This is a genomic window from Denitratimonas organivorans (genome assembly GCF_037478135.1).
GTDB lineage: Bacteria > Pseudomonadota > Gammaproteobacteria > Xanthomonadales > Xanthomonadaceae > Denitratimonas.
This window is the reverse complement of record NZ_JBBHDV010000002.1, coordinates 124,040-146,691: the sequence shown is the minus strand read 5'-3', so window position 1 is coordinate 146,691 and position 22,652 is coordinate 124,040. Positions and strand designations below refer to the sequence as shown.

Here is a 22,652-nt window from a genome sequence, read left to right as displayed (position 1 = left end):
GATCCGAGGAACCCGATGAACGCCTATTCCGCCCCGCTGCGCGACCTGCGCTTCGCGCTGCACGATGTGCTCGAACTGCCCGCCCTCTACGCCCGCCTGCCCGGCAGCCAGGACGTCACCGCCGAACTGGTCGACGCGGTGCTGGAAGAAGGCGCGCGCTTCGTCGAGGAAGTGCTGGCGCCGCTGCACCAGAGCGCCGATGCCGAAGGCTGCCATTTCGATCCGGCCGACGGCAGCGTGCGCACCCCGCAAGGCTTCAAAGCCGCCTACGAGCAGTGGGTCGAAAACGGCTGGGGCGGGCTCACCGCACCGGAAGCCTGGGGCGGACAGAATCTTCCAGAAACCATCGGTTCGGCGATCAAGGAAATGGTCGACGCGGCCAATCTTTCCTGGGGCAACTACCCGCTGCTTTCGCACGGCGCCACCGAGGCGCTCAAGCACCACGGCGAGGAATGGCAGCGCGAAGCCTTCTTGCGCCCGATTGTCGAAGGCCGCTACACCGGCACCATGTGCCTGACCGAACCGCACGCAGGTTCGGATCTGGGCATGCTGAAAACCCGTGCCGAACCGCAGGCCGACGGCAGCCACGCGGTCACCGGCACCAAGATCTTCATCACCGGCGGCGAGCACGATCTGACCGACAACATCATCCATCTGGTGCTGGCGCGTCTGCCCGATGCACCGGCCGGCACCAAGGGCATTTCGCTGTTCATCGTGCCCAAGTTCAAGGTCGGCCGCGACGGCGTACAGGGCGAACGCAACGCGGTGCGCTGCGGCAGCATCGAGCACAAGATGGGCATCCACGGCTCGGCTACCTGCGTGATGAACTTCGATGGCGCGCAAGGCTGGCTGATCGGTGAACCCAACCGTGGCCTGGCGGCCATGTTCACGATGATGAATTCGGCCCGCCTCGGCGTCGGCCTGCAGGGCCTGGGCCTGATGGACCGCGCCTACCAGAACGCCCTGGCGTACGCGAAAGACCGCCTGCAGATGCGCTCACCCACCGGCCCCAAGGCGCAGGACAAGCCGGCCGATCCGATCATCGTGCATCCGGACGTGCGGCGCATGCTGCTGACCTGCAAGGCGCTGTCCGAAGGTTCACGCGCACTGGCGCTGCACGGTGCCAGCCTGCTGGACGTGATCGAGCGCAGCGACGATGCCGCCACCCGCCAGCACGCCGATGAACTGCTCTCCTTCCTGACCCCGATCATCAAGGCCTGCCTGACCGAGTGGGCGGTGGAAGCCACCAGCCACGCGCTGCAATGCTTCGGCGGCCACGGCTATATCCGCGAATGGGGCATGGAACAGATCGTGCGCGATACCCGCATCACCACGATCTACGAGGGCACCACCGGCATCCAGGCACTCGACCTGCTCGGCCGCAAGACGCTCCAGACCCAAGGCGTCGGGCTCAAGCATTTCCTGACGATGATCGTGGAGTTCTGCACCGCGCATACGCAGAACCCGGCGATGACCGAATTCATCGCACCGCTGGCCAAATCGGCGCAGGACTGGCAGCAGCTGACGCTGGAAATCGGCAAGCGTGCCGGCCAGAACCCGGAGGAAATCGGCGCCGCCTCGGTCGATTACCTGTTCTATTCCGGCTACGTGGTGCTGGCCTACTGGTGGGCGCGCAGCGTCGCCGCCGCCGATGCTGGCAACCAGCCCGAAGCCTTCAAGCGCGCCAAACGCGACACCGCACGCTTCTACTTCCAGCGCATCCTGCCACGCACCCACTCGCACGCCGCCGCGATCCTCAGTGGTGCCGACAACTTGATGGCGATGGCGGTTGAGGATTTCTGAAAGACACTGCCTTGCCAGACCTTTGAAAACCCGGCCATGCGCCGGGTTTTTCTATTGTTGCCACCATCCATGGCGGCAACCCCAAGAGGTCCGTCGCTAACACGACACCAGAAACCTGCTCCATACAGTTTTTTGGCGCGAAGCGGCGCATAGTGATGGGGTCCCCATCACTGCCGAACCACCATGCGCCCGTCCGACGCCGATGCTTCCGACTACCTGGTCCGTGCCGCCACCGCCGCCGACGATGACGCCATCCTGGCGCTGTGCGCGCGGTTCGCGCAGGCACCGTTGCCGCGCTTCCGCCAGCGCAACAGTTATCTGGCGCATTTGCGGCGCGATATCGCGACGGATCTGGAAGAGCTTCCCGCCGGCACCGTGGTGCTGGTGGCCGAAGACGGCGGCGGCCATTGCGTCGGCTTTGCGCGGCTGCGGCTGGTGACCGATTCGGTCGATGGCACGCGCAATGCGCATCTGGCCGATCTGGCCGTGGCCGCCAACCACGAAGGCAAGGGCGCGGCACATGCGCTGCTGGAAGCGGCGGAGGACTTCGCCCGCGAACAGCATTGCGCGCATCTGCAACTGTTCGCCTTCCCGGAGCACGAGCAGGCGCTGCGGCTGTACCGGCGCGCCGGCTTTGAAACCGACATGCTGCGCCTGATCAAGCCGCTGCGCTGACCTGCGCGACGAGCCGCTGATGCCAACAGGTTGCGCCTGGCCGGGCCGCCGGGCCAAGGCTTGGTGTGGGTTGAACCACCCTTGCCACGGCATCTGGCAAAAAAATCGCCAGAAATCGATCATTTCGTAACCAGCCTGGTTTATGCTCGGGCATCAAATGGCCACTTTGAGCATCTCCAGTCCAACACCCGGCCCCAGCGCCGGAAACGTGCGCCGGTTCCCTTCCGGCAACGAACGTCATTTGCCGCGCGTGCTGTCACTGGACGCCCACGGCCGCATCCTGGACTGGATCTCCTGGCGCGAAGCCGCGCATCTGTATGCCCGCGATGCAGTCGCCTGGACCCTGGGCGACCCGTGCCTGACGCTGCGCGGCGGCATCAACCGGATTTCCGGTCAGCAGAGCCTGATGGACCTGCACCCTATCGTCGCCTCGCGCGGACGCGCCCGGGCCTGCGCGATCTCGCCGGCACCGGCGCTGACCAACATCGCGCTGTTCGCCCGCGATGCGCAGTTGTGCCTGTACTGCGGCCGCCAGCTCACCCGCTACCAGCTCACCCGCGACCACGTGGTGCCACGCTCGCAAGGCGGCAAGGACATCTGGGAAAACGTCGTCAGCGCCTGCCTGCCCTGCAATACCCGCAAGGGCGGCCGCACCCCGACCCAGGCCCATATGCCGTTGCTGGCGGTGCCGTATCGCCCGAGTTGGGTGGAGCATCTGATCCTGTCCAACCGCAACATCCTGGCCGACCAGATGGAATTCCTGCGCAGCCACCTGCCGAAGAAGAATCCACGCGGCGCGCTGCCGGGTCACTGAATCGTCGTTGCCCCGCCGCCACCTGCAACGCCACATCAAACAGGCCCGCCGACCCGGATGCGCCCCGCCGCCGACGCCATCCGCTCGCGGCGGGTAGGCACGGAAACCTCATCGCAGCACCTTGCTGATTGACGCAAACCCGCGTATCACCAACAATTTGCGTTCGCCAAGCCAGCGCGGGCCCGATCTGCGGTCCTCGTCCCGGCCACGACACAACATCTAACAAGACGTCCCCCGCTCGATCAGGCCGCATCACCGGCCGGCACGGCGCAGGGACCGCAGGGGGAAATGCGTGAGCAATCGAACGACGGTGTTCTTCACCGGCATGGATTCGTCCGACGCCGAGCAACTGGGCAAATTGTTCCAAGATGTCAGCCGGCGCGCCGGCAACCGCTGGCTGCTGGCCTCCGATGCCGATAGCGCCGACGTGCTGGTGATCGATGTCGACACGCTGTACGGCCACATGACCTGGCTGCGCTCGCACAACACCGGCCAGACCGTGGTCGCACTGACCACCGGCGAAAAGGCCGATACCGACCACGTGCTGCAGCGCCCGGTATCGCCGGATGCGATGACGCGCCTGCTGCAGAAATTGTCTGGCGGTGCGCCTGCACCTGCCGCAACTGCGTCCGCAGCACCCGCCAGGCCCGCGACGCCGCCGGCACCCGCATCCTCGCCAGCTCCTTCCGCGGCGGCACCTGCCCGTTCCACAGCTGCGGCCTCTGCCGCACCTGCCCCGGTAGCGACGGCGGCGGCGACGGCTTCAGCAGCGGCAGCGCCCGCTTCGCCATCAGCACCAGCCCGGCCGGAAACACCCGTTCCTCCGGCAGCACCGGCAGCACCGGCAGCACCGGCAGCACGCAAGCTGATCGATGTGCTGCTCGCTGGCGAGGCCGACGATGGCCCGCGCCGGCTGGAGCTGCCCGGCGTACCGCCGCTGCTGTTCGATGTTTCGCAGAAGATTTTCCTGGCCGGCAGTTCGATCAAGGGTTTGCTGCCGCACACCCAGATCAACCTGCCGCCGAATGCGCTCAAGCCGGTGCCGGCCGCCGAATTCGACGCGCAGCGCGCCAGCCTCGGCCATCAGCCGCTGGCCCGTCTGTTGTGGCTGGCGGCGCTGGGTGGTGGCGACGGCAATATCCCCGGGGGTGCGCCGGAGGCACGCTACAAGCTCGGCAAGTGGCCGCAGATTGAACGCGAATTCCCCAAGCATTTCCGCATCGCCACGACGATGATGAAAGGCTTCCAGACCCCGGCCGAGATTGCCGAGCAAAGCGGTGCGGAGCTTGCCGAAGTCAATGACTTCATCACCGCCAGTCTGGTCTCCGGCCATGCCGAGATCGAGGGCGCCGCCGGTACCGCCGAAGCACCGGCGGCGGCACAGAAAGGTCTGCTGGAACGGCTGCGCGGCGCGCGCTGATACGCATCGGAGCTGCCTGCCTGCACGCGGACGGCGCTCAACAGCGAAAAGGGCCGCGCCCGGCTTTCGACAGCGGTTTGAGCCGCTGACCCGGCTCTTTCGCAGGTTTTCGGGAAACCCGATTCCGGCGTTTTCCGGGACACCGTTGCGAGACCGGATCAGCACTTTACCTGGGCTGCAACACCCGCTCCGACATTGAAACCTTCCTGCGACCGACGCGCGACACAGGCCCGGCTCGCCGCACCATCCCAGCCACGCCGATGCGTCGCTCCCGCCCTGCCGCGCGAGGCCGGATCTGGCGCCTGCATCCAGCATCAAGCCCCATGCGGACTGCCACCAAACCACCCGTTCCTGCCCGATCCGGGCTGAACCTGTGCAGCACCGCGCCCGCTGCCGCCTTGCCCCCGCCACGCCGGGGCGTGACAATCCCGTTTCACAGTTGGGCCTGACATGATTGATTCCACCCGCTACCCGCACCTTTCGCGCATCGCCACTCCGGCTGATCTGCGCCAGTTTCCGGAAACGGACCTGCCTGCCATCGCCGCCGAACTGCGCGGCCACCTGATCGATACCGTCGCCCAGGTTGGCGGCCATTTCGGCGCCGGTCTTGGCGTCATCGAACTGACCGTGGCGCTGCATTACCTGTACGACACGCCGGAAGACCGCATCGTCTGGGATGTCGGCCACCAGACCTATCCGCACAAGATCCTGACCGGGCGCCGCGACAGCATCCACACGGTGAAGCAGAAGGACGGCGTGGCGCCGTTCCCCAAGCGCGACGAAAGCCCGTTCGACACCTTCGGCGTAGGCCATTCCAGCACCTCGATCTCGGCCGCGCTGGGCATGGCGGTGGCCGCGCAGCGTCTGGGCCAGGAGCGCCAGGTGGTGGCCGTGATCGGCGACGGCGCGATGACCGCAGGCATGGTCTACGAAGCGCTGAACCACGCCGGCGGCATGGAGCCGGAACCGGACATGCTGGTGGTGCTCAACGACAACCGCATGTCGATCTCGGAAAACGTCGGCGGCCTGACCAAGATGCTCGGCCGCCTGTCCGGCAGTCGCACCCTCAACGCCCTGCGCGAGGGCGGCAAGAAGCTGCTCGGCGACAAGCACGGTGGCCCGGCGCGCTTCGTGCGGCGCTGGGAGGAACACTGGAAGGGCATGTTCGTGCCGTCCACGCTGTTCGAACAGATGGGCTTCCACTACACCGGCCCGATCGACGGCCACGATCTGCCGGCGCTGGTCGCCACGCTGAAGACACTCAAGGGTCTGAAGGGCCCGCAGCTGCTGCACATCATCACCACCAAGGGCAAAGGTTACGAACTGGCCGAAGGCGACCAGATCCAGTACCACGCGGTCGGTCCGTTCGATCCGAGCGTCGGCGTGGTGGCCAAGCCCGGCCCCGCCAAACCCACCTACACCCAGGTCTTCGGCGACTGGCTGTGCGACATGGCCGCTGCCGATACCCGTTTGATGGGCATCACCCCGGCGATGCGGGAAGGCTCCGGCCTGGTGCGCTTCTCGCAGGAATATCCGGAACGCTATTTCGATGTCGCCATCGCCGAACAGCACGCCGTCACGCTGGCCGCCGGGATGGCTTGCGAAGGCGCCAAGCCGGTGGTGGCGATCTATTCGACCTTCCTGCAGCGCGGCTACGACCAGCTGATCCACGACGTGGCCTTGCAGGATCTGGACGTGCTGTTCGCGATCGATCGCGCCGGTCTGGTCGGTCCGGATGGCGCCACCCATGCCGGCAGCTTCGACCTGTCGTTCCTGCGCTGCATCCCGAACATGGTGGTGATGGCGCCGGCCGACGAAAACGAATGCCGTCGCCTGCTGACCACCGGTTTCCAGCACGAAGGCCCGGCCGCGGTGCGTTACCCGCGCGGCACCGGCCCCGGTGTGCCGCTGGAAGCCGGGCTGGAACCACTGCCGATCGGCCAGGCCGACGTGCGCCGTCGCGGCCGTTCGCTGGCGATCCTATCCTTCGGCACCCTGTTGCCGGTGGCCGAAACCATCGGCCGCGCGCTCGATCTGACCGTGGTCAATATGCGTTTCGTCAAACCGCTGGATGCCGAGCTGCTGCGCGAACTTTCCCGCCACCACGAAGGCTTCGTGACGCTGGAAGACAATGCTGTCGAAGGCGGTGCCGGCAGCGCCGTGGCCGAGTTCTTCGCCGCCGAAGGCATCACCACCGCGATGTTGCAGCTGGGCCTGCCGGACGCCTTCCTCGACCACGCCAGCCGTGAGCAGCTGCTGGAACAGTGCGGGCTGGATATCGATGGCGTGCAGGCCGCGATCCTGAAACGCTGGCCGCAGTTGCAGCCCACCGCGACGCAGCAGGTGGCTTCGGCCTGAGCGTCACCCGGCAAGCAGAAAAGCAGCCTCGACAAGTTAGGTCGGATCAAGCCGCGGAGCGGCGGATCCGACAGCCATCCAATATCGCCCCATCCATTGGACTACAGCCGCCCCTGCTCCGGCCCCTCATCCACCTGCGCGAACAGCGTCTCCGCATCGATCCGCACATCCAGGCAGGGGAACGCTACGCCCTGCTCCGGCGCGAACGGATGCAGCACCCACAACCCGTCGTCACCCTTGCGGTAGACATCGCTGCGGTTGCCGGATTCGGGCCGGCCGCAGCCAGTCCGGCACCGGGATGCCGCGTTCGGCCAGGAATGGCGGGTTGAACAGCTTGGCCTGATAACGCGTGCCCGGATCGGCCAGCACCGTGACGATCACGTGCCCGGGCCCCAGTTCGCGTGCCAGCCGGATCGCGCCGGCGAGGTTGACGCCGGAGGAGCCGCCCACGTTCCAGCCTTCCTCGATCAGCAGCGCATGCAGCAGCGGCACCGATTCGGCATCGGGGATCGACCAGGCCAGATCGATCGGCGCGCGCGCAAATTCGACCTTGCCCAGGATCTCGCAGCCGGTCAGTTCGGAAGCACGTTTCAGGCGGATCAGCGGGGTATGGCCGATTGCGGCGGGGAAGTCGGCAAGAATGCTCATCGGTTCACGGGGCTGGATAACGGATCGCGCCAGCGGCACAGACACTGGCGCGCAATCTTCACACGCTAGGCAGAAGCGGCGCTGCGGCCAAATAACCACTGGTAGGCGGCTTATGCCCTTTACCCTGCGCGCTCGCCCGCACGGCGACGACGACGAGCGCCACTGGTACTTTGGTACAGCATCGCCGCGCATCAAACCGGGGTAGCGTCGCATTGCGACCGGACATCCGATTCCGGCGCGATCCTGGGGAGGAAAACCGATGAAGACGATCCTGGCCGCCATCTTCGGCGCGGCGATGCTGTGGGCGGCAAGCGCGGGAGCCGCCTGTGTCGACAACGTCGTGCTGGTGCACGGCAATGCCGGCAAACCCGCCGACTTCGACAACACTTACAACGAGCTGCGTGTGCGCGGTTATGCCGCCTCGCAGATCTTCCGACCGAACTGGGGCAGCAAGACCTGCCCGGCCTGCAACGATCACAGTGGCAGCGAAGAAACTCCGATCAAGAATGCGCTGATCGACGCCATCGCCAGCTCCTGTACCGGCAAGATCGACGTGATCGGCCACTCGATGGGCGTGACGCTGGCTGCGCACCAGATCAACAAATACAGCCTCAAATCCTACGTCGACAGTTTCGTCGGCATCGCCGGCGCGTATCGCGGTCTGTGGTCGTGCGGCAGCTATCCGTGGAACGTGTGGACCTCCACCTGCGGCTCGCAGGGGTTGTCGATCAAGAGCCCGCTGCTCAACAGCCTGGCCGGCAAGAAGCCCGCTTCGCGCGCCTATTCGATCAAGTCCAACATCGACCAGATCGTCTGCTCCACCGGCGTGTGCACCGTCGGCGGCGTGCACTCATCCACCGTGCCCGGAGAAAACGCCAGCTACACCTTCGCCACCGGGCATTTCGGCGTGCTGACCAACACCGCCGTGTTGCAGGCCAACCTGATCCAATAGCGACAGCGGCATACTGTGGCCGTGCCGCTCCGGCACGGTCACGTTGCCGGAATCCGTCTTGCCATGAGCCGCGCCACACACGCCACCCGCAGCCTGGATGCCGCGCGCATCGACTACCGCCTGCACGCCTACGACTACGATCCAGACGCAGCCAACATCGGCCAGCACGCAGCTGCCGCCACCGGCATTGAGCCGGCGCGCATGTTCAAGACCCTGATGCTGGAACTGGATGGCAAACCGGCCTGCGCCATCGTGCCGGTGGCGCGCGAACTGGCGTTGAAGAAACTGGCCGCCACCCTCGGTGGCAAGCACGCCTGCCTGATGCCGGCCGCCAGCGCCGAACGCATCACCGGCTACCACGTCGGCGGCATCAGTCCATTCGGACAGAAAAAGCGCGTGCCGGTGGCGCTGGACGACAGCGCGCTGGAGTACCCGACAATCTGGTGCAATGGCGGCCAGCGCGGATTGATGATCGAACTGGATCCGCGCGTGATCGTGCAACTGCTGGATGCACGCAGCGGCGCAATCAGTAGCGGCGGCTGAAGCCGGATTACGGCGCCTCGTCGCCCATCGCGTACAGCCGCTTGCGTGGCGCACCGCTGATTTCCGCTGCCAGACGCGCGGCCTGCGAGGGCGGAAGATGTTCGCGCAGCAACGAGAACGCACGCCGGCCCAGCACCAGCACGGTATCGTCATCGCCTTCCGGCGCGCCTTCGACGATCAGCACGAATTCGCCGCGATGCTGATCCGCATCCTGTGCCAAGCGTTCGACCAGCTCCGGCAGGGTGCCGTCCAGCACGGTTTCAAAACGCTTGGTCAGCTCGCGCGCCAGCACCGCGTGGCGCTGCGGACCGAATGCGGCGGCGGCATCCTCCAGCGTGGCGGCGATGCGGTGGCTGGATTCGTAGAAGATCAGCGTGCGCAGTTCGGCCGCCAGGGCCTCCAGCCGTTCGCGCCGGGCAGTGGCCTTGTTCGGCAGAAAGCCCTCGAACACGAAGCGGTCACTGGCGATACCCGCCACCGACAGCGCCGCGATCGCGGCACAGGCACCGGGCACCGGCGTCACCACGATGCCGGCCTCGCGCGCGGCGCACACCAGACGGAAACCCGGATCGGAGATCAGCGGCGTGCCGGCATCGGATACCAGCGCGATATCGGCACCGGCCAGCATCCGTGCCACCAGCTGCGCCGATTGCGCGGCCTCGTTGTGGTCGTGCAGCGCGATCAGCGTGGCGCGGGCGCCGAACGCGGCCAGCAACTTCTGGGTGTGGCGGGTGTCTTCGGCCGCGATCGCATCGACGCTGCGCAAGGTTTCCAGCGCACGCGGGGAAAGATCGCCAAGGTTGCCGATGGGTGTGGCCACCACGTGCAATCGGCCGGGCGTGGAGTCGGACATCGGGGAAAGTTTCCTGACGACAGCGGAAGAACACCGCACAGCGGGCCGGCCTGAAGTAGCGGCACGGGCGCGACGGAACGATTGGGTATCATTCTACCCTTGCCTTCCCGATGAGCCCGCCGCCATGCCGCGAACCGCACCGCGTCTTTTCCTGCCACTGCTTGCCTTGGCCCTGCTGCTGGCCGGTTGCGATTCGATGCCCACCCGTGCCACCTCCGACGCCGTGGCCCAGGCCGAGCATGATTACGAACGCGGGGATTTCGCGCGTGCCGCGCATGGCTTCCTCGATGCCGCCGCCAGCCAGCGCAACCAGCGCGATGCCCTGCACCTGCGCGCGGCCGAAGCCTGGCGCCAGGAAGGCGATCTAAACCGCGCCGCCAGCATCCTGCAGGACATCTCCACCCGCCGCCTGGACACCGATGCACTGCAACGCCTGAGCCTGTTGCAAGCCGAAATCGCACTGCACCGGCAGCAGCCCGAACAGGCCCTGTCACTGCTGGACCAGGCCGCGCCGACGCTGGCACAACGCTACCGCCCGCGCCTGCTGGAACTGCGCGCGCGCGCCGCCGAGGCCAGCGGCAATCCGCTGTTCGCCGCGACCGCACGGGCCGAACTGGCCGCATCGCTGTCACCGGAAGAACAGGCGATCAACACGCGCGACATCCAGGCCCTGCTGATGCAGCTGGACGATGACGCGCTGGCCTTCGGCGCCGCCGCGCTGCCGGCCCGCCACCCGCTGTATCCGCATGCCGCACGCGCGCTGACCGCGCGCGGCCTGCCGCTGCCGCGCCCGTACACCGACATCGCGCTGGACGACGCCCTGCCCGGCATGGATGCCGATGGCTACCAGCCGTTCGCCCGCATCGCACTGCTGCTGCCGCTGGACGGCAATCTCGGGGCCGCCGCCCAGGCCGTGCGCGATGGCTTCATCGCCGGCTATTACGAAGAAACCCGTAGCCGCCCGAACGTGCGCATCTACGCCACCGGCAACAGCCCGGAAACCGCACTGGCGGCCTATCGCACGGCACTGGCCGACGGCGCCCAGGCCATCGTCGGCCCGCTCGGGCGCGAAGACGTGGCGGCGCTGTTCGAAGCGGATCGCGAAGGCCAGGTGCCGCTGCTGGCGCTGAACCGTGGCGGCACCACGCCACCGCCGCCGGGCAGCATGAGCTTCGCGCTGGTGCCTGAAGACGAAGGCATCGCCGCCGCCAACCGCATCGCCGAGCGCGGCGGCCTGCGGGTGCTGGTGATCCGTGGCAGCGACGAATACGGCCAGCGCGCCGCCGATGCGCTGGCACGCCGCATCGAACAGCGTGGCGGCCAGGTGGTCGCAGTTGCGCACCTGCCGGATGACCAGCCCAATTACGGCCCGGCGCTGTCCAGCGCGATCGCGCAGATCGGTGCGCAGGCGGTCGCCGCCGATGGCGATCTGCGGATCGAACAGAACCGCATCCAGATCAATGCCGATGCGATCTTCTTCACCGGCCGCGCCGAGCAGGCGCGCCTGCTGGTGCCGCAACTGCGCGTGGCCGGCATCTACAGCCTGCCGATCTACGCCACGTCGCAGATCACCGCCGGCGCCGGCAATGCACGGCTCGACCGCGAACTGGACGGCATCGAGTTCACCGAAGCACCGTGGCTGATCAGCGAAGTCGACGGCCGGCCCACGCGTGAGGCGATGAGCGGGCTGGACAGCAGCCATGGCGGCGGCGCGCGGCTGTTCGCGTTCGGGCTGGATGCGTTTCACCTGATCGGCCATTTCCGGCATCTGGCGCAATCGCCGCAGACCGTGCTGGAAGGCGCCACCGGGCAGCTGCGTTTCGACGGCTTCGGCCAGATCCTGCGCAACCCGGCCTGGGCACGTTTCCAGGGCGGCCGGGTACAGCCGGTGCGCGAAGCCGGGCTGATCGGCGATGACCTCCAGTTCCGCCAGCCCTGAGCCTGCGGAACAGCAGCAGATGGCCACGCGCGACATCGGCCAGGCCGGCGAAGCGGCCGCGCGTGAACATCTGGAACGCGCCGGACTGGTGACGCTCGCGGCCAATGTCGGCTATCGCTTCGGCGAACTGGATCTGGTGATGCGCGAGGGCCGCAGCCTGGTGTTCGTGGAAGTGCGGCTGCGCCGCAATACGCGCTTCGGCGGCGGCCTGGCCTCGGTCACCGCCACCAAGCGCCGCCGCATCGCGCTGGCGGCCAACGCCTTTCTTGCCGCCAATCCGCAGTTTTCGCAGTGGCCCTGCCGCTTCGACGTGGTCGCGCTGACCGAAGCCGGACCAGCCCCGCAGATCGAATGGATCCAGGCCGCCTTCACCCTCGACGACACCGGCTGACACCCCTCACTTCATGCCATCGCCGCCGGTCACCCCGGCGCCGCCGGAAGTGCTCCCTGCTGTGGCAGCATGGCGGTACCACCACCGGATGCCGCCATGCACGAACTCACGTTGAAACTGGATAAGGAACAGGCCGGCAGCATCGCACTGCCAGCACGCGTGGGTCCGTATCGCATCCTCGGGCTGCTGGGTGAAGGCGGCATGGGCCGGGTCTATCTGGCGCGCGAGGAACACCCGCCGCGCGAAGTCGCCCTGAAGGTGGTACGCGGCCTGTCCGGCAATGCGCTGGCCCGCTTCCAGCGTGAAATCCAGACCCTGGCCCAGCTCGAACACCCCGGCATCGCGCGGCTCTATGCCGCCGGCGAGGATGTCATCGGCGGCATGCCTATCCCGTGGCTGGCGATGGAGCTGATCCGTGGCCCGGACCTGCGCAGCCACATCGAACGCGAACGCCCCGATCCCGATGCCCGCCTGCAACTGCTGATCGCGTTGTGCCGCGCGGTGCAGCATGCCCATGCACACGGCGTCGTCCACCGCGATCTGAAACCCGGCAACATCCTGATCGATCCGCAGGGCCAGCCGCGCATTCTGGATTTCGGTGTGGCCCGCCTGCGCGACAGCGACGAGGAAATGACACAGGCCGGCCAGGTCATCGGCACCCTGCCCTACATGAGCCCGGAGCAGCTGGCCGGACGCGCTTCCGACGTCGACGCGCGCAGCGATGTCTACGCCCTGGGCGTGATCGCCTACGAACTGGTCAGCGGCCGTCTGCCGCACCCGCGCCTGACCACATCCACACTGTTCGAGGCGCTGGACATCGTGCGGCGCGAAGACCCGCCCCGGCTGTCGCAGCTCAGCCCGCAGGCACGCGGCGATCTGGACCGTGTGGTGATGAAGGCGCTGGCAAGTGATCCGGCGCAACGTTACGCCAGCGCCGGCGAGTTCGCCGACGACCTGCAGCGGCTGATCGACCACCACCCGGTGCTGGCCCGCGCCCCGACCCTGGCCTACCGCGCCAGCCGCTTCGTGCGCCGCCACCGCGCGCTCACGGTGGCGGCGGGCATCGTGTTTTTCGCACTCGTCGCCACCACGGTGATCAGCACCCTGGCGGCGCAGCGTGCACGGCTGGCCCAGGCGGACGCCGAATCGAGAGCGCTGGAACTGTCCGCGGTGAATGACTTCGTCGAACGCATGCTGACCGAGGCAGATCCTGAACTCGGTGGCTCGCCGGACATGCCCTTGCGCCAGGTTCTCGAAAGCGCTGCACTGGCGTTGGACACGGCGGCATCGCAACCCCGCACCGCAGGACAGGTCGCCCTCCTGCTGGGACGAACCTGGAGCGGATTGGGGGAAAGCGGTACCGCCCAAGGATTTTTCGATCAGGCACAGAACTGGCTGGATCAGGGTTTCGGCCCTGCCAGCCGGGAAGCAGCCGAAGCGCAATTTGCCCGCATCCAGGATTTTGCGCGTGGCGGCAAGCCCGCCGATGCGGTGGAACAAGCCTGGGCGCTGGAGGCAACCCTTGCCCAATCCAACGCGGAGTGGGCCGCGCACCTGGCTCTGCGGGTTCGTGTGGTGCGCGCCCAGGCGCTGGAAGAAGTGGGAGACGTCGAAGCTGCGGTCGAACTCGATCGCTCCCTGCTTGCCGATCCATTGCTCGCACATCTGGATGACAGCGACATCATCACCGACGTGCTCCGCCACAATCTGGCCTACGCGCTGCTGCAAACCGGTGGCTTCGTCGAGGCCGAAAGCCTGATCCGCCAGACGCTCGACTCGGAATCCACCCGTCTCGGACAAGACCACCCGCAGACGCTCTACACCAAGAAGGTGCTCGGCCAGACCCTGCATCGCCAGGGGCGACTGGAGGAAGCCGCCCAATGGTATGCCGAGGTCTACGAAAAGCGGCGCGTCCGGTATGGCGACGACCATCCGCTGACGCTGGGTTCCGGGGCACAACTGGCCGCCGCATACAATTCGCTGGATCGTCCCGCAGAAGCCGAGCCCCTGTTGCGCCGGGCACTGGACACCCGCATCGCACGCGGCGAAGGCGACTCGCATGATGCCCTGATCGATCGGGTCATGTTCATTTCGACGCTTGACAAACTCGGCCGTGCCGACGAAGCCCTGGCACTGGCCGACGAAGTCATCGCCATGGAGCGCGGCACGCCGAACCGCGACACCCTGATGGCGCGCAGTGCGCGCGGCACGCTTTTGCTCAAGGCCGGTCGAGTCGTCGAGTCACGAGCCGCTTTTGCCGAATTGCTGCGCCTGGCGCCGGACATCCTTGGCCCCAACTTCCCGAACTGGCCGGTCATGCTCTCCAGCGCCGCCGCTGCCGACCTTGCCGCCGGAGCGGCCCATGCCGCACGCGACAAACTCGAACCCGCGCTGGCCATGCTTCAGGCTCGCCAAGGCCCGGATCATCCACGCACCAGGGAGGCGTCCACACGTTTGATTGATACGTACCAACGATTGGGCATGGAAGAACAGGCCGCCGCACTTCAGGCAGAAGCCGCCACCGCCACGCAGTAGAAATGCGCGTGTGCTTCAGCCAATCCACGCCGGCATCGGCGGCATGCTGCCAGCATCGCCGCCACCCATCGCCCATCCTGCCGGCATACCGGCAGGCCCGAACTCATGGCACCGGCAGCGGCCGGCTGGCTTCGGACTGGTCGATGTGGATCAGCACGTCATACCGTTCCAGCACGGCCTCCAGGTCGTAATACGCGCTGGCCGGAAGTTCGGGCTGGTAGACCGAGCCGACCTGCAGGAAATTGCGCGGCTGCGTCAGCCAGGTACGCAGCTCTGCAGCGGGCAACAATCCGAGATCCAGGATGTATTGATCCTCCCCGGCGGAATGCAGCAGTTCATTGACCGAACCGGCCAGCGGCGGCAGCGGATGGCTGTGCTTCGCCAACCCGACACCGGGCGCCTGGGCCATGAATTCACCGTGTGTCCACGAGAAACCGATCGCCTGGTATTCGTCCCCCAGCGTCTCGCGCAGGAAGCTGCCCATGGTCGGGAAACCCTCGCCGTGGGGGCTGGTGGTCACGTGCAGATTGTGTCCCCACAGCGCCACCCGGATGCCTGGCTCGGTGAGGGATTCCAGCCGCAGGACGTTGTTGGCAAGGCTCCGTTCCCGGTGATGGGACTGATCGATCCATTCCGCGTTGTAGGCCATGAACATGGCGGCGTGGGAATCCAGCAGGTTCCCCAGCAAATACATGTGCAGCTCGAAATCCGCCTCCGAACCGACCTCTACCAGTTCAGCGCGCCGCTCCAGCAGGGTGTCCGACAGCTCTTCCAGACCGTTTCGCAAGGTGTCGTACTGGTCCTGGTCCATCCCGGCATACAGCTCCCAGGCGCCCATCATCGATACGCGCAACGGCCCGACCGCCTCCTCGGCGGCATCGAGCAGATCGGGCGCGGTCCGGGTCAGATATTCGATCAGCAGGTCGGGCTGCAAACCCACCGTGGCCGAATCCACCCCGATGTAGCGCAGCCGTTCCTGCTCCGGCCGGCCGGCGTTGTAATCGGCCATCCACTGGATCAGGTCGCGCACCTCCTCGGTGTACCAGGGCCAGTAATGCATGCGCGCCAGCATGATGGCCTCCAGATCGCCTTCGCCGCTCTGCACGTAACGGTCCAGGTAAATGCCCTCGGCCACGTCCGATTCCATCGCGAACACACGCACGCCGTGCTCCTGGACCAGCCAGCGGAAGATGCGGTGCTTCATTTGGAAGAACTGGCGTGTCCCATGCGTGCCCTCGCCCATGCCCACGACCCGCGCCTGGGCCACGCGCGACAGCGGCGCCAGATCAGCCGGATTCGCGCCCGGATCGGTGCTCTGCAACGGATGCAGGGCGCTGTCCAGTTGCGCAGTACGGACTTGTGCCGGGTTAGGCGTTGCCGGCGGCGGACTGGGCAGCGGAGGCGGGCTGGAGTTGGAAGAACCGCTGCAACCGGCCAACAGCGATAGAAATACCGGCAGCATGAACAGCACTGCCCGAATATTGCCGACAGCGACGGGATGGGAATGGCCAATCATCGTGGGACCCCGGCTTTGAGTGGATCGGGCGGCCAACGAGTGTAATGCAGGTTCCGACAAGCAAACCGGCCATTTGTCAGGCTGATTCGCGCGCTCGCTATTGGAACTGGGCCGGCGCATTCGGTTATTCCACTGCCTTGCACTGCGCGTAGAATGCGCCGTTGCCACCCTGACCAGATTCGCAGCTCACCCGGCCAGCACCCCGATCATCAGCGCATTGGCCAGGTCGATGAAGAAGCCACAGACCAGCGGCACGATCAGCATCGCTTGCGGGGCGTTGCCGTACTGGCGCGTGACCGCGCTCATATTGGCCACGGCGGTCGCAGTGGAACCCAGCGTGATGCCACCGAAACCAGCGCACACCACGACCGCCTCGTAGTCGCGCCCCATCAGGCGGAACACGACGAACACGGTGAACAGCACCACCAGCAGCACCTGCACCGTGATCACCGTGGCGACAAAGCCCAGCACGTCCTGCAGCAGCCAGACCTGCAGGCCCATCAGCGCCATCGTCAGGAACAGGCCCAGGCAGATATCGGAAATCAGCGCCACGCCGGGCTGGATCGCCGGCCAGTTCCAGAGCCGCCCGACACGCGGACGCAGCAGGTCACCGATGCTGCGGATCAGGATGCCGGCCATCAGGCAGCCAACGAAATCCGGCAGGTTCAGCCCGGTCAGATCGATCAGCGCACTGATGCCCTGCCCCACGATCAGCGCCATATTGAGCCAGAACAAGGCATGCAGCACGCCCTCGTAACGCAGGCGTGCACGCGGCTCCTGTTCGTAAGCGGTGCCGATTTCCAGCGTCGCCACGCCCGAGCCGGCGATGCCGTGGCGTTGCATCAGGAAACCGGCGATCGGGCCGCCGACCACGCAGGCGGCGATCAGCCCGAGCATGTTCGAAGCCAGCCCCAGCTCCCCGGCGTTGGCGATGCCCAGGGTGTCGGTGAAATACGGCGCCCAGGCCAGCGTGGTGCCGACCCCGCCGGTCAACGACACTGATCCGGTCATCAGGCCGGCGCGCGGGTCCATGCCGAAGGCGCTGGCCACCGCCATGCCCACGCCGTTCTGCAGCAGGATGAAACCACCGGCCAGCAGCACCAGGATCAACAGCGGCCAGCCGCCCTGGCGCAGCGTGCGCACATCCGAGTTCAACCCGATCGCGGCGAAGAAATACAGCAGCAGCACATCGCGCGCATCCAGTGTGAACTGCACTTGGCGGCCGAAGCCGTAATACAGCACGCCCACCACGATCGCGCAGAACAGCCCGCCCACCACCGGTTCGGGAATGCTGTAGCGCCGCAGCCACGCGAAGCGCTGGTTGAGCCGGCGCCCGACGAAGAACAGCAGGATCGCGATCGTAGTCGTGACCAGGCCATCGGCCTGCAAAACGTGGGGTATGTCCAGTTCGGGCATCAGTTCGGAAATCCGCGCGAAAGCGTCTGCGAATGGGTGAGCCGCGCGTCAGCGCAGGATCGAATCGGGCATCGCGCTGCAGGCGAACACCAGGAACTGCTGGAACGCATGCGGCACCTGTGGCAGGCGCTCGTCGCGGCGTGACACCAGGCCCACCTCCATCGGCGGCACCACATCGGCAATCATACGGCTGTCGATCTTGCGCCCTTCCAGCGACCAGGGCCGGTACACGATATCGGACAGGATCGTCACGCCGAAACCGTAGGCCACCAGTCCGCGCAGCGCTTCCAGCGTGGAGGTGCGGAAGGCGATGTTCGGTTCCTGCCCGGCCGCCTGCCAGTAGCGCAGGGTCGAGGCCTCGCCTTCGTCCACGGTCAACAGGATGTAGGGGTAAGCGGCGATGTCGGCCAGCCGGATCTGCGGCAGTTGCCCCAGCGGGTGTTCCTGCGCCATCCACAGCTGGCGGCGCGAGCGCGCCAGCACCTGGCGTCGCAGGCTGCCGGGCGCGGCATCCATGTTGGAGGTGATGCACAGGCCCACGTCCAGATCGCCGTCGGCCACACCCTGCTCGATGCTGGGGCGGTCCATGTCGATCAGGTCCAGTTCCACCTTCGGGTAGGCGCGGCGGAAGCGTGCCAGCAGGCCGGGCAGGAAATACCCCAGCACCGTGTACGAAGCCCCGACCCGCACCACGCCGGACAGGTCTTCACCGAAGAACAACGGTTCGCTCAGCGCATCCAGCAGCGTGTCCAGCGCGTGCCGCACATGCTGGTGGAAGCGGTGCCCGGCGGCCGTCAGTTCGACGCCATGCGGCAGCCGCTCGAACAGATCGGCACCCAGGATCGCTTCAAGCTGGGCGATCGCCGTGGTCACCACCGATTGCGAGACATGCAGCCGCCGCGCTGCCAGCGAGAACTGGCCGGACTCGGCCGCAGCGGCGAAATAGCGCAGTTGCTTGAGCGAAAGGTTGCCGGGAATGGACATCTGTTTTGCAGATACCTCGTAGGAGTTATATCAATTTTACGATAACTGGCCGTACTTCTAGACTTGGTCCCAAACGCGCCGCTTCCGGCAGGCTCCGGCCTGCCCCTGCGGATGCTCCACCCGCAGCAAAGGATCCACGCCATGAGCGATTCCGTCTCCCTGCATCTGCACGTGCCCGAGCCCAGCGCCCGGCCCGGGCAGACCACCGATTTCTCCTATCTGAAGCTCAGCCCGGCCGGCGCACTGCCCGGATTGCCGCTGGATGTAACCCCGCCGGAAACCACCGACTACACCCGCGGCCTGATCCGGGTGCTGGACGACGACGGCAACGCCGTCGGCGACTGGGCCAGGGACATTTCCGACGACATTCTGCTCAAGGGCATGCACGCCATGCTCAAGACCCGCGCCTACGATGCGCGCCTGCTGATCGCCCAGCGCCAGAAGAAAACCTCCTTCTACATGCAGTGCCTGGGCGAAGAAGCCATCGCGGTCGGCCAGACTTTGGCGCTACGCGACGGCGACATGCATTTCCCCACGTACCGGCAGCAGGGCATCCTGCTGGCCAAGGGCGTGTCGATGGTCGACATGATGTGCCAGGTGCTGTCCAACGCCGCCGATCCGCTGCGCGGGCGCCAGCTGCCGATCATGTATTCCTACAAGGAACACGGCTTCTTCTCGATCTCCGGCAACCTGACCACGCAGTACATCCAGGCGGTGGGCTGGGCGATGGCATCGGCGATCAAGGGCGATACCAAGATCGCCGCGGCCTGGGTTGGCGACGGCGCCACCGCGGAAGGTGATTTCCACGCCGCGCTGACGTTCGCCGAGGTCTACCACGCGCCGGTGATCCTCAACATCGTCAACAACCAGTGGGCGATCTCCACCTTCCAGGCGATTGCCGGCGGCGAACACACCACGCTGGCCACGCGCGGCCTGGGCTACGGTATCCCGTCACTGCGCGTGGACGGCAACGACTTCCTCGCGGTGTACGCGGTCTCACGCTGGGCTGCGGCGCGCGCCCGCGCCAGCCTCGGCCCGACGCTGATCGAATGGATCACCTACCGTGCCGGCCCGCATTCCACCTCGGATGATCCGTCCAAATACCGCCCCGCCGACGATGCCGAACGCTTCCCGCTCGGCGATCCGGTCGCACGCCTGAAGAAGCACCTGATCGCACGCGGCCTGTGGAGCGATGAGCAGCACGAAGCCACCCGCGCCGCCCTCGACGAGGAAGTGGTGCAGGCGCTGAAGGAGGCCGAACGCCACGGCATCCTCGGCAGCGATAAGCGTCCAGGCGCGGCCGACATGTTCGAGGACGTCTACAAGGACATGCCCGACCATCTCCGCCGCCAGCGCCAGCAACTTGGAGTCTGACCCGATGAGCGACAACCCGATTTCCCCGGGCGGCAGCCCGATGACGATGATCCAGTCGCTGCGTTCGGCGATGGACGTGATGCTGGAGCGCGACGACAACGTCGTGATCTTTGGCGAGGACGTGGGCTATTTCGGTGGCGTGTTCCGCTGCACCGACGGCCTCCAGGCCAAGTATGGCAAGCACCGCGTGTTCGATACGCCGATTTCCGAAAGCGGCATCGCCGGCGCGGCCATCGGCATGGGTGCCTACGGCCTGCGCCCGGTGGCCGAGATCCAGTTCGCCGACTACATCTATCCGGCCTACGACCAGATCGTGTCCGAAGCGGCGCGCCTGCGTTACCGCTCCTGCGGCATGTTCACCGCGCCCATCGTGTTCCGCACACCCTGCGGTGGCGGCATCTACGGCGGCCAGACCCACAGCCAGAGCCCGGAGGCGATCTTCACCCACGTGGCCGGCCTGCGCACCGTGATGCCGTCCAATCCGTACGATGCCAAGGGTCTGCTGATTTCCTCAATCGAATGCGAGGATCCGGTGATTTTCCTGGAGCCCAAGCGCCTCTACAACGGCCCGTTCGACGGCTACCACGACCGCCCGGTAACGTCCTGGGGCAAGCACCCGGACAACCTCGTGCCGGAAGGCTATTACAACGTGCCGCTGGACAAGGCCGCGATCGCGCGCGAAGGCAAGGCGCTGACGATCCTGACCTACGGCACCACCGTCTGGGTGGCGCTGGCCGCCGCCCGCGATGCCGGCATCGACGCCGAAGTCATCGACCTGCGCAGCCTGTGGCCGCTGGATCTGGACGCCATCGTGGATTCGGTGAAGAAGACCGGCCGCTGCATCGTGCTGCACGAAGCCACCCGCACCTGCGGCTACGGAGCCGAACTGGTCGCACTGGTGCAGGAGCACTGTTTCTACCATCTGGAAGCCCCGGTCGAGCGCGTCACCGGCTGGGACACGCCCTACCCGCACGCGCAGGAATGGGACTACTTCCCCGGGCCGGCCCGGGTCATCGACGCGATGCATCGCGTGCTGGAGGACTGAATCATGGGACAGCATGTCATCAAGATGCCCGATATCGGCGAAGGCATCGCGGAAGTGGAAGTGATCGCCTGGAAGGTCGCGGTCGGCGACAGCGTCGGTGAAGACCAGGTCGTGGCCGAGGTCATGACCGACAAGGCGATGGTCGAAATCCCCTCGCCAGTGGCCGGCACCGTGCTCTCGCTCGGCGGTGCGCCTGGCGAAATGATGGCCGTGGGCAGCGAACTGATCCGTCTGGAAGTGGAAGGTGCGGGCAATGTGGCTGGGGGGGCGGGAATCGGGAATGGAGATTCGGGAATGGCAAAAGCGGGGGCGGCTGCGGCTGATGCTGCCCCGGCTCAAGCCGTGCAAACCGTGCCTGAAACATCTCAGGCAAAGCCTGTGCCCGCACCGGCGTCCGTTGCCCCCGCCTCTACGACTCCCCATTCCCCACTCCCGATTCCCGGTTCCGCGCCCACACGCGGAACCTTGCAGCCTGGCGAACGTCCGTTGGCCTCGCCGGCGGTGCGTCGTCGCGCCTGGGATCTGGGTGTCGAACTGCGCTACGTGCCGCCCACTGGCGCCGGTGGGCGCATCACCCATGCCGATCTGGATGCCTATGCCGCCAGTGGCGGGCAGACCCGCAGCGGTGGCAACAGCGGCAGCGGTTACGCGCGTCGCGGTGGTGAAACGCAGATTCCGGTGATCGGCCTGCGCCGTCGCATCGCGCAGAAGATGCAGGATTCCTGGACCCGCATTCCGCACATCACCTACGTCGAAGAAATCGACGTGACCGAGGTCGAGGCGCTGCGCGCCACGCTCAATACGCGCCATGGCGCCGAGCGCGGCAAGCTCACGCTGTTGCCGTTCCTGGCCCGCGCCATCGTGCTGGCGCTGCGCGATTTTCCGCAGATGAATGCGCGTTTCGACGACGAGGCCAACATCGTCACCCGCTACGGCGGCGTGCAGCTGGGCATCGCGACGCAAAGCGAGGTCGGGTTATCGGTGCCGGTGGTGGCCCATGCCGAAGCGCTGGACCTGTGGCAGACCGCCGCCGAAATCGCACGCCTTGCCAACGCGGTACGCACCGGCAAGGCCACGCGCGAGGAACTGAGTGGTTCGACCATCACCATTTCCAGCCTCGGCCCGATCGGCGGCATCGCCTCCACCCCGATCATCAACCACCCGGAAGTGGCCATCGTCGGCGTCAACCGCATCATCGAGCGGCCCTGCTTCCGCGGCGGCCACGTGGTCGCGCGCAAGCTGATGAACCTCTCGTCCTCGTTCGACCACCGCATCGTCGACGGCATGGAAGCGGCCGAGTTCGTGCAGGCGATCCGCGCCCTGCTGGAAAACCCGACCCTGCTGTTTGTGGAGTAACCGGATATTCAAACGAACGCCGGATAACAA

At 66.6% G+C, this 22,652-nt stretch carries 17 protein-coding genes and 1 pseudogene; 13 read left to right on the top strand and 5 right to left on the bottom strand.

The annotated features are described in order from the left end of the window. Positions 1–15: 15 nt before the first annotated feature. From WDB66_RS02955 to dxs, 5 genes are all read left to right on the top strand, one after another. Complete coding sequence (locus WDB66_RS02955) at positions 16–1,803, top strand: acyl-CoA dehydrogenase C-terminal domain-containing protein (protein WP_339397026.1); 1,788 nt, start codon at positions 16–18, stop codon at positions 1,801–1,803. Positions 1,804–1,986: 183 nt separating this feature from the next. Further along, positions 1,987–2,478, top strand: coding sequence for a GNAT family N-acetyltransferase (locus WDB66_RS02950; RefSeq protein WP_339397024.1), 492 nt, complete (start codon positions 1,987–1,989; stop codon positions 2,476–2,478). Between the two features lie 157 nt (positions 2,479–2,635). After that, the gene (locus WDB66_RS02945; RefSeq protein ID WP_487930692.1) at positions 2,636–3,292 is read left to right on the top strand and encodes an HNH endonuclease; all 657 of its coding nucleotides are present in this window, start codon (positions 2,636–2,638) and stop codon (positions 3,290–3,292) included. 292 nt (positions 3,293–3,584) lie between these two features. After that, positions 3,585–4,712, top strand: coding sequence for a hypothetical protein (locus WDB66_RS02940; protein ID WP_339397020.1), 1,128 nt, complete (start codon positions 3,585–3,587; stop codon positions 4,710–4,712). 450 nt (positions 4,713–5,162) lie between these two features. Beyond that, the gene (gene dxs / locus WDB66_RS02935) at positions 5,163–7,070 is read left to right on the top strand and encodes a 1-deoxy-D-xylulose-5-phosphate synthase (protein ID WP_339397018.1); all 1,908 of its coding nucleotides are present in this window, start codon (positions 5,163–5,165) and stop codon (positions 7,068–7,070) included. Between the two features lie 231 nt (positions 7,071–7,301). Here dxs and WDB66_RS02930 read toward each other — a convergent pair. Continuing rightward, a pseudogene (locus WDB66_RS02930) lies at positions 7,302–7,613 on the bottom strand (hypothetical protein); the annotation flags it as partial. A gap of 364 nt (positions 7,614–7,977) precedes the next feature. Between WDB66_RS02930 and WDB66_RS02925 the strand changes: the two are divergent. Next, entirely contained in the window at positions 7,978–8,670 is a 693-nt protein-coding gene (locus tag WDB66_RS02925) for an alpha/beta hydrolase family protein (RefSeq protein WP_339397016.1), read from the top strand. A 63-nt stretch (positions 8,671–8,733) separates the two neighbouring features. After that, entirely contained in the window at positions 8,734–9,213 is a 480-nt protein-coding gene (ybaK, locus tag WDB66_RS02920) for a Cys-tRNA(Pro) deacylase (RefSeq protein WP_339397015.1), read from the top strand. A gap of 7 nt (positions 9,214–9,220) precedes the next feature. Here ybaK and rsmI read toward each other — a convergent pair whose 3' ends face one another. Next, entirely contained in the window at positions 9,221–10,066 is an 846-nt protein-coding gene (gene rsmI / locus WDB66_RS02915; protein WP_339397013.1) for a 16S rRNA (cytidine(1402)-2'-O)-methyltransferase, read from the bottom strand. A 124-nt stretch (positions 10,067–10,190) separates the two neighbouring features. Here rsmI and WDB66_RS02910 point away from each other — a divergent pair, with 124 nt between their 5' ends. The 3 genes from WDB66_RS02910 to WDB66_RS02900 all read left to right on the top strand — a co-directional run bounded on the left by WDB66_RS02910 (position 10,191) and on the right by WDB66_RS02900 (position 14,931). Further along, positions 10,191–12,005 carry a penicillin-binding protein activator gene (locus WDB66_RS02910; RefSeq protein WP_339397011.1) on the top strand — a complete coding sequence of 605 codons (1,815 nt, stop codon included), beginning with the start codon at positions 10,191–10,193 and terminating at the stop codon, positions 12,003–12,005. Beyond that, positions 11,980–12,396, top strand: coding sequence for a YraN family protein (locus tag WDB66_RS02905; RefSeq protein WP_489670810.1), 417 nt, complete (start codon positions 11,980–11,982; stop codon positions 12,394–12,396). The genes WDB66_RS02910 and WDB66_RS02905 overlap by 26 nt, the downstream gene beginning before the upstream one ends. A 96-nt stretch (positions 12,397–12,492) precedes the next feature. Further along, complete coding sequence (locus tag WDB66_RS02900) at positions 12,493–14,931, top strand: serine/threonine-protein kinase (protein ID WP_339397009.1); 2,439 nt, start codon at positions 12,493–12,495, stop codon at positions 14,929–14,931. A 103-nt stretch (positions 14,932–15,034) separates the two neighbouring features. Here WDB66_RS02900 and WDB66_RS02895 read toward each other — a convergent pair whose 3' ends face one another. The 3 genes from WDB66_RS02895 to WDB66_RS02885 form a co-directional block, all read right to left on the bottom strand. After that, entirely contained in the window at positions 15,035–16,447 is a 1,413-nt protein-coding gene (locus tag WDB66_RS02895) for an erythromycin esterase family protein (protein ID WP_339397007.1), read from the bottom strand. A gap of 186 nt (positions 16,448–16,633) precedes the next feature. Further along, positions 16,634–17,863, bottom strand: coding sequence for a sodium/glutamate symporter (gltS, locus tag WDB66_RS02890; RefSeq protein WP_339397005.1), 1,230 nt, complete (start codon positions 17,861–17,863; stop codon positions 16,634–16,636). A 48-nt stretch (positions 17,864–17,911) separates the two neighbouring features. Continuing rightward, positions 17,912–18,847 (bottom strand): LysR family transcriptional regulator, encoded by a 936-nt coding sequence (locus WDB66_RS02885; protein ID WP_339397003.1) that lies wholly within the window; start codon positions 18,845–18,847, stop codon positions 17,912–17,914. 141 nt (positions 18,848–18,988) lie between these two features. On the opposite strand from WDB66_RS02885, the gene WDB66_RS02880 reads away from it, so the two are divergent. From WDB66_RS02880 to WDB66_RS02870, 3 genes are read left to right on the top strand one after another with little or no spacing between them, the layout of a single operon-like run. Then, positions 18,989–20,221: a thiamine pyrophosphate-dependent enzyme gene (locus tag WDB66_RS02880; protein WP_339397001.1), complete on the top strand. Its 1,233-nt coding sequence runs from the start codon at positions 18,989–18,991 to the stop codon at positions 20,219–20,221. Between the two features lie 4 nt (positions 20,222–20,225). Then, positions 20,226–21,266: an alpha-ketoacid dehydrogenase subunit beta gene (locus WDB66_RS02875; protein ID WP_339396999.1), complete on the top strand. Its 1,041-nt coding sequence runs from the start codon at positions 20,226–20,228 to the stop codon at positions 21,264–21,266. Positions 21,267–21,269: 3 nt separating this feature from the next. Next, complete coding sequence (locus WDB66_RS02870; RefSeq protein ID WP_339396997.1) at positions 21,270–22,622, top strand: dihydrolipoamide acetyltransferase family protein; 1,353 nt, start codon at positions 21,270–21,272, stop codon at positions 22,620–22,622. Positions 22,623–22,652 lie beyond the last annotated feature (30 nt).

What these genes read in the sequence shown, in the direction of transcription:
- WDB66_RS02945 (WP_487930692.1), top strand. Translation starts at nt 2,636, where the DNA reads ATGGCCACTTTGAGCATCTCCAGTCCAACACCCGGCCCCAGCGCCGGA.
- WDB66_RS02880 (WP_339397001.1), top strand. Translation starts at nt 18,989, where the DNA reads ATGAGCGATTCCGTCTCCCTGCATCTGCACGTGCCCGAGCCCAGCGCC.
- dxs (WP_339397018.1), top strand. Translation starts at nt 5,163, where the DNA reads ATGATTGATTCCACCCGCTACCCGCACCTTTCGCGCATCGCCACTCCG.
- ybaK (WP_339397015.1), top strand. Translation starts at nt 8,734, where the DNA reads ATGAGCCGCGCCACACACGCCACCCGCAGCCTGGATGCCGCGCGCATC.
- WDB66_RS02910 (WP_339397011.1), top strand. Translation starts at nt 10,191, where the DNA reads ATGCCGCGAACCGCACCGCGTCTTTTCCTGCCACTGCTTGCCTTGGCC.
- WDB66_RS02905 (WP_489670810.1), top strand. Translation starts at nt 11,980, where the DNA reads ATGACCTCCAGTTCCGCCAGCCCTGAGCCTGCGGAACAGCAGCAGATG.
- WDB66_RS02875 (WP_339396999.1), top strand. Translation starts at nt 20,226, where the DNA reads ATGAGCGACAACCCGATTTCCCCGGGCGGCAGCCCGATGACGATGATC.
- rsmI (WP_339397013.1), bottom strand. Translation starts at nt 10,066, where the DNA reads ATGTCCGACTCCACGCCCGGCCGATTGCACGTGGTGGCCACACCCATC.
- WDB66_RS02900 (WP_339397009.1), top strand. Translation starts at nt 12,493, where the DNA reads ATGCACGAACTCACGTTGAAACTGGATAAGGAACAGGCCGGCAGCATC.
- WDB66_RS02925 (WP_339397016.1), top strand. Translation starts at nt 7,978, where the DNA reads ATGAAGACGATCCTGGCCGCCATCTTCGGCGCGGCGATGCTGTGGGCG.
- WDB66_RS02950 (WP_339397024.1), top strand. Translation starts at nt 1,987, where the DNA reads ATGCGCCCGTCCGACGCCGATGCTTCCGACTACCTGGTCCGTGCCGCC.
- WDB66_RS02955 (WP_339397026.1), top strand. Translation starts at nt 16, where the DNA reads ATGAACGCCTATTCCGCCCCGCTGCGCGACCTGCGCTTCGCGCTGCAC.
- WDB66_RS02870 (WP_339396997.1), top strand. Translation starts at nt 21,270, where the DNA reads ATGGGACAGCATGTCATCAAGATGCCCGATATCGGCGAAGGCATCGCG.
- gltS (WP_339397005.1), bottom strand. Translation starts at nt 17,863, where the DNA reads ATGCCCGAACTGGACATACCCCACGTTTTGCAGGCCGATGGCCTGGTC.
- WDB66_RS02895 (WP_339397007.1), bottom strand. Translation starts at nt 16,447, where the DNA reads ATGATTGGCCATTCCCATCCCGTCGCTGTCGGCAATATTCGGGCAGTG.
- WDB66_RS02885 (WP_339397003.1), bottom strand. Translation starts at nt 18,847, where the DNA reads ATGTCCATTCCCGGCAACCTTTCGCTCAAGCAACTGCGCTATTTCGCC.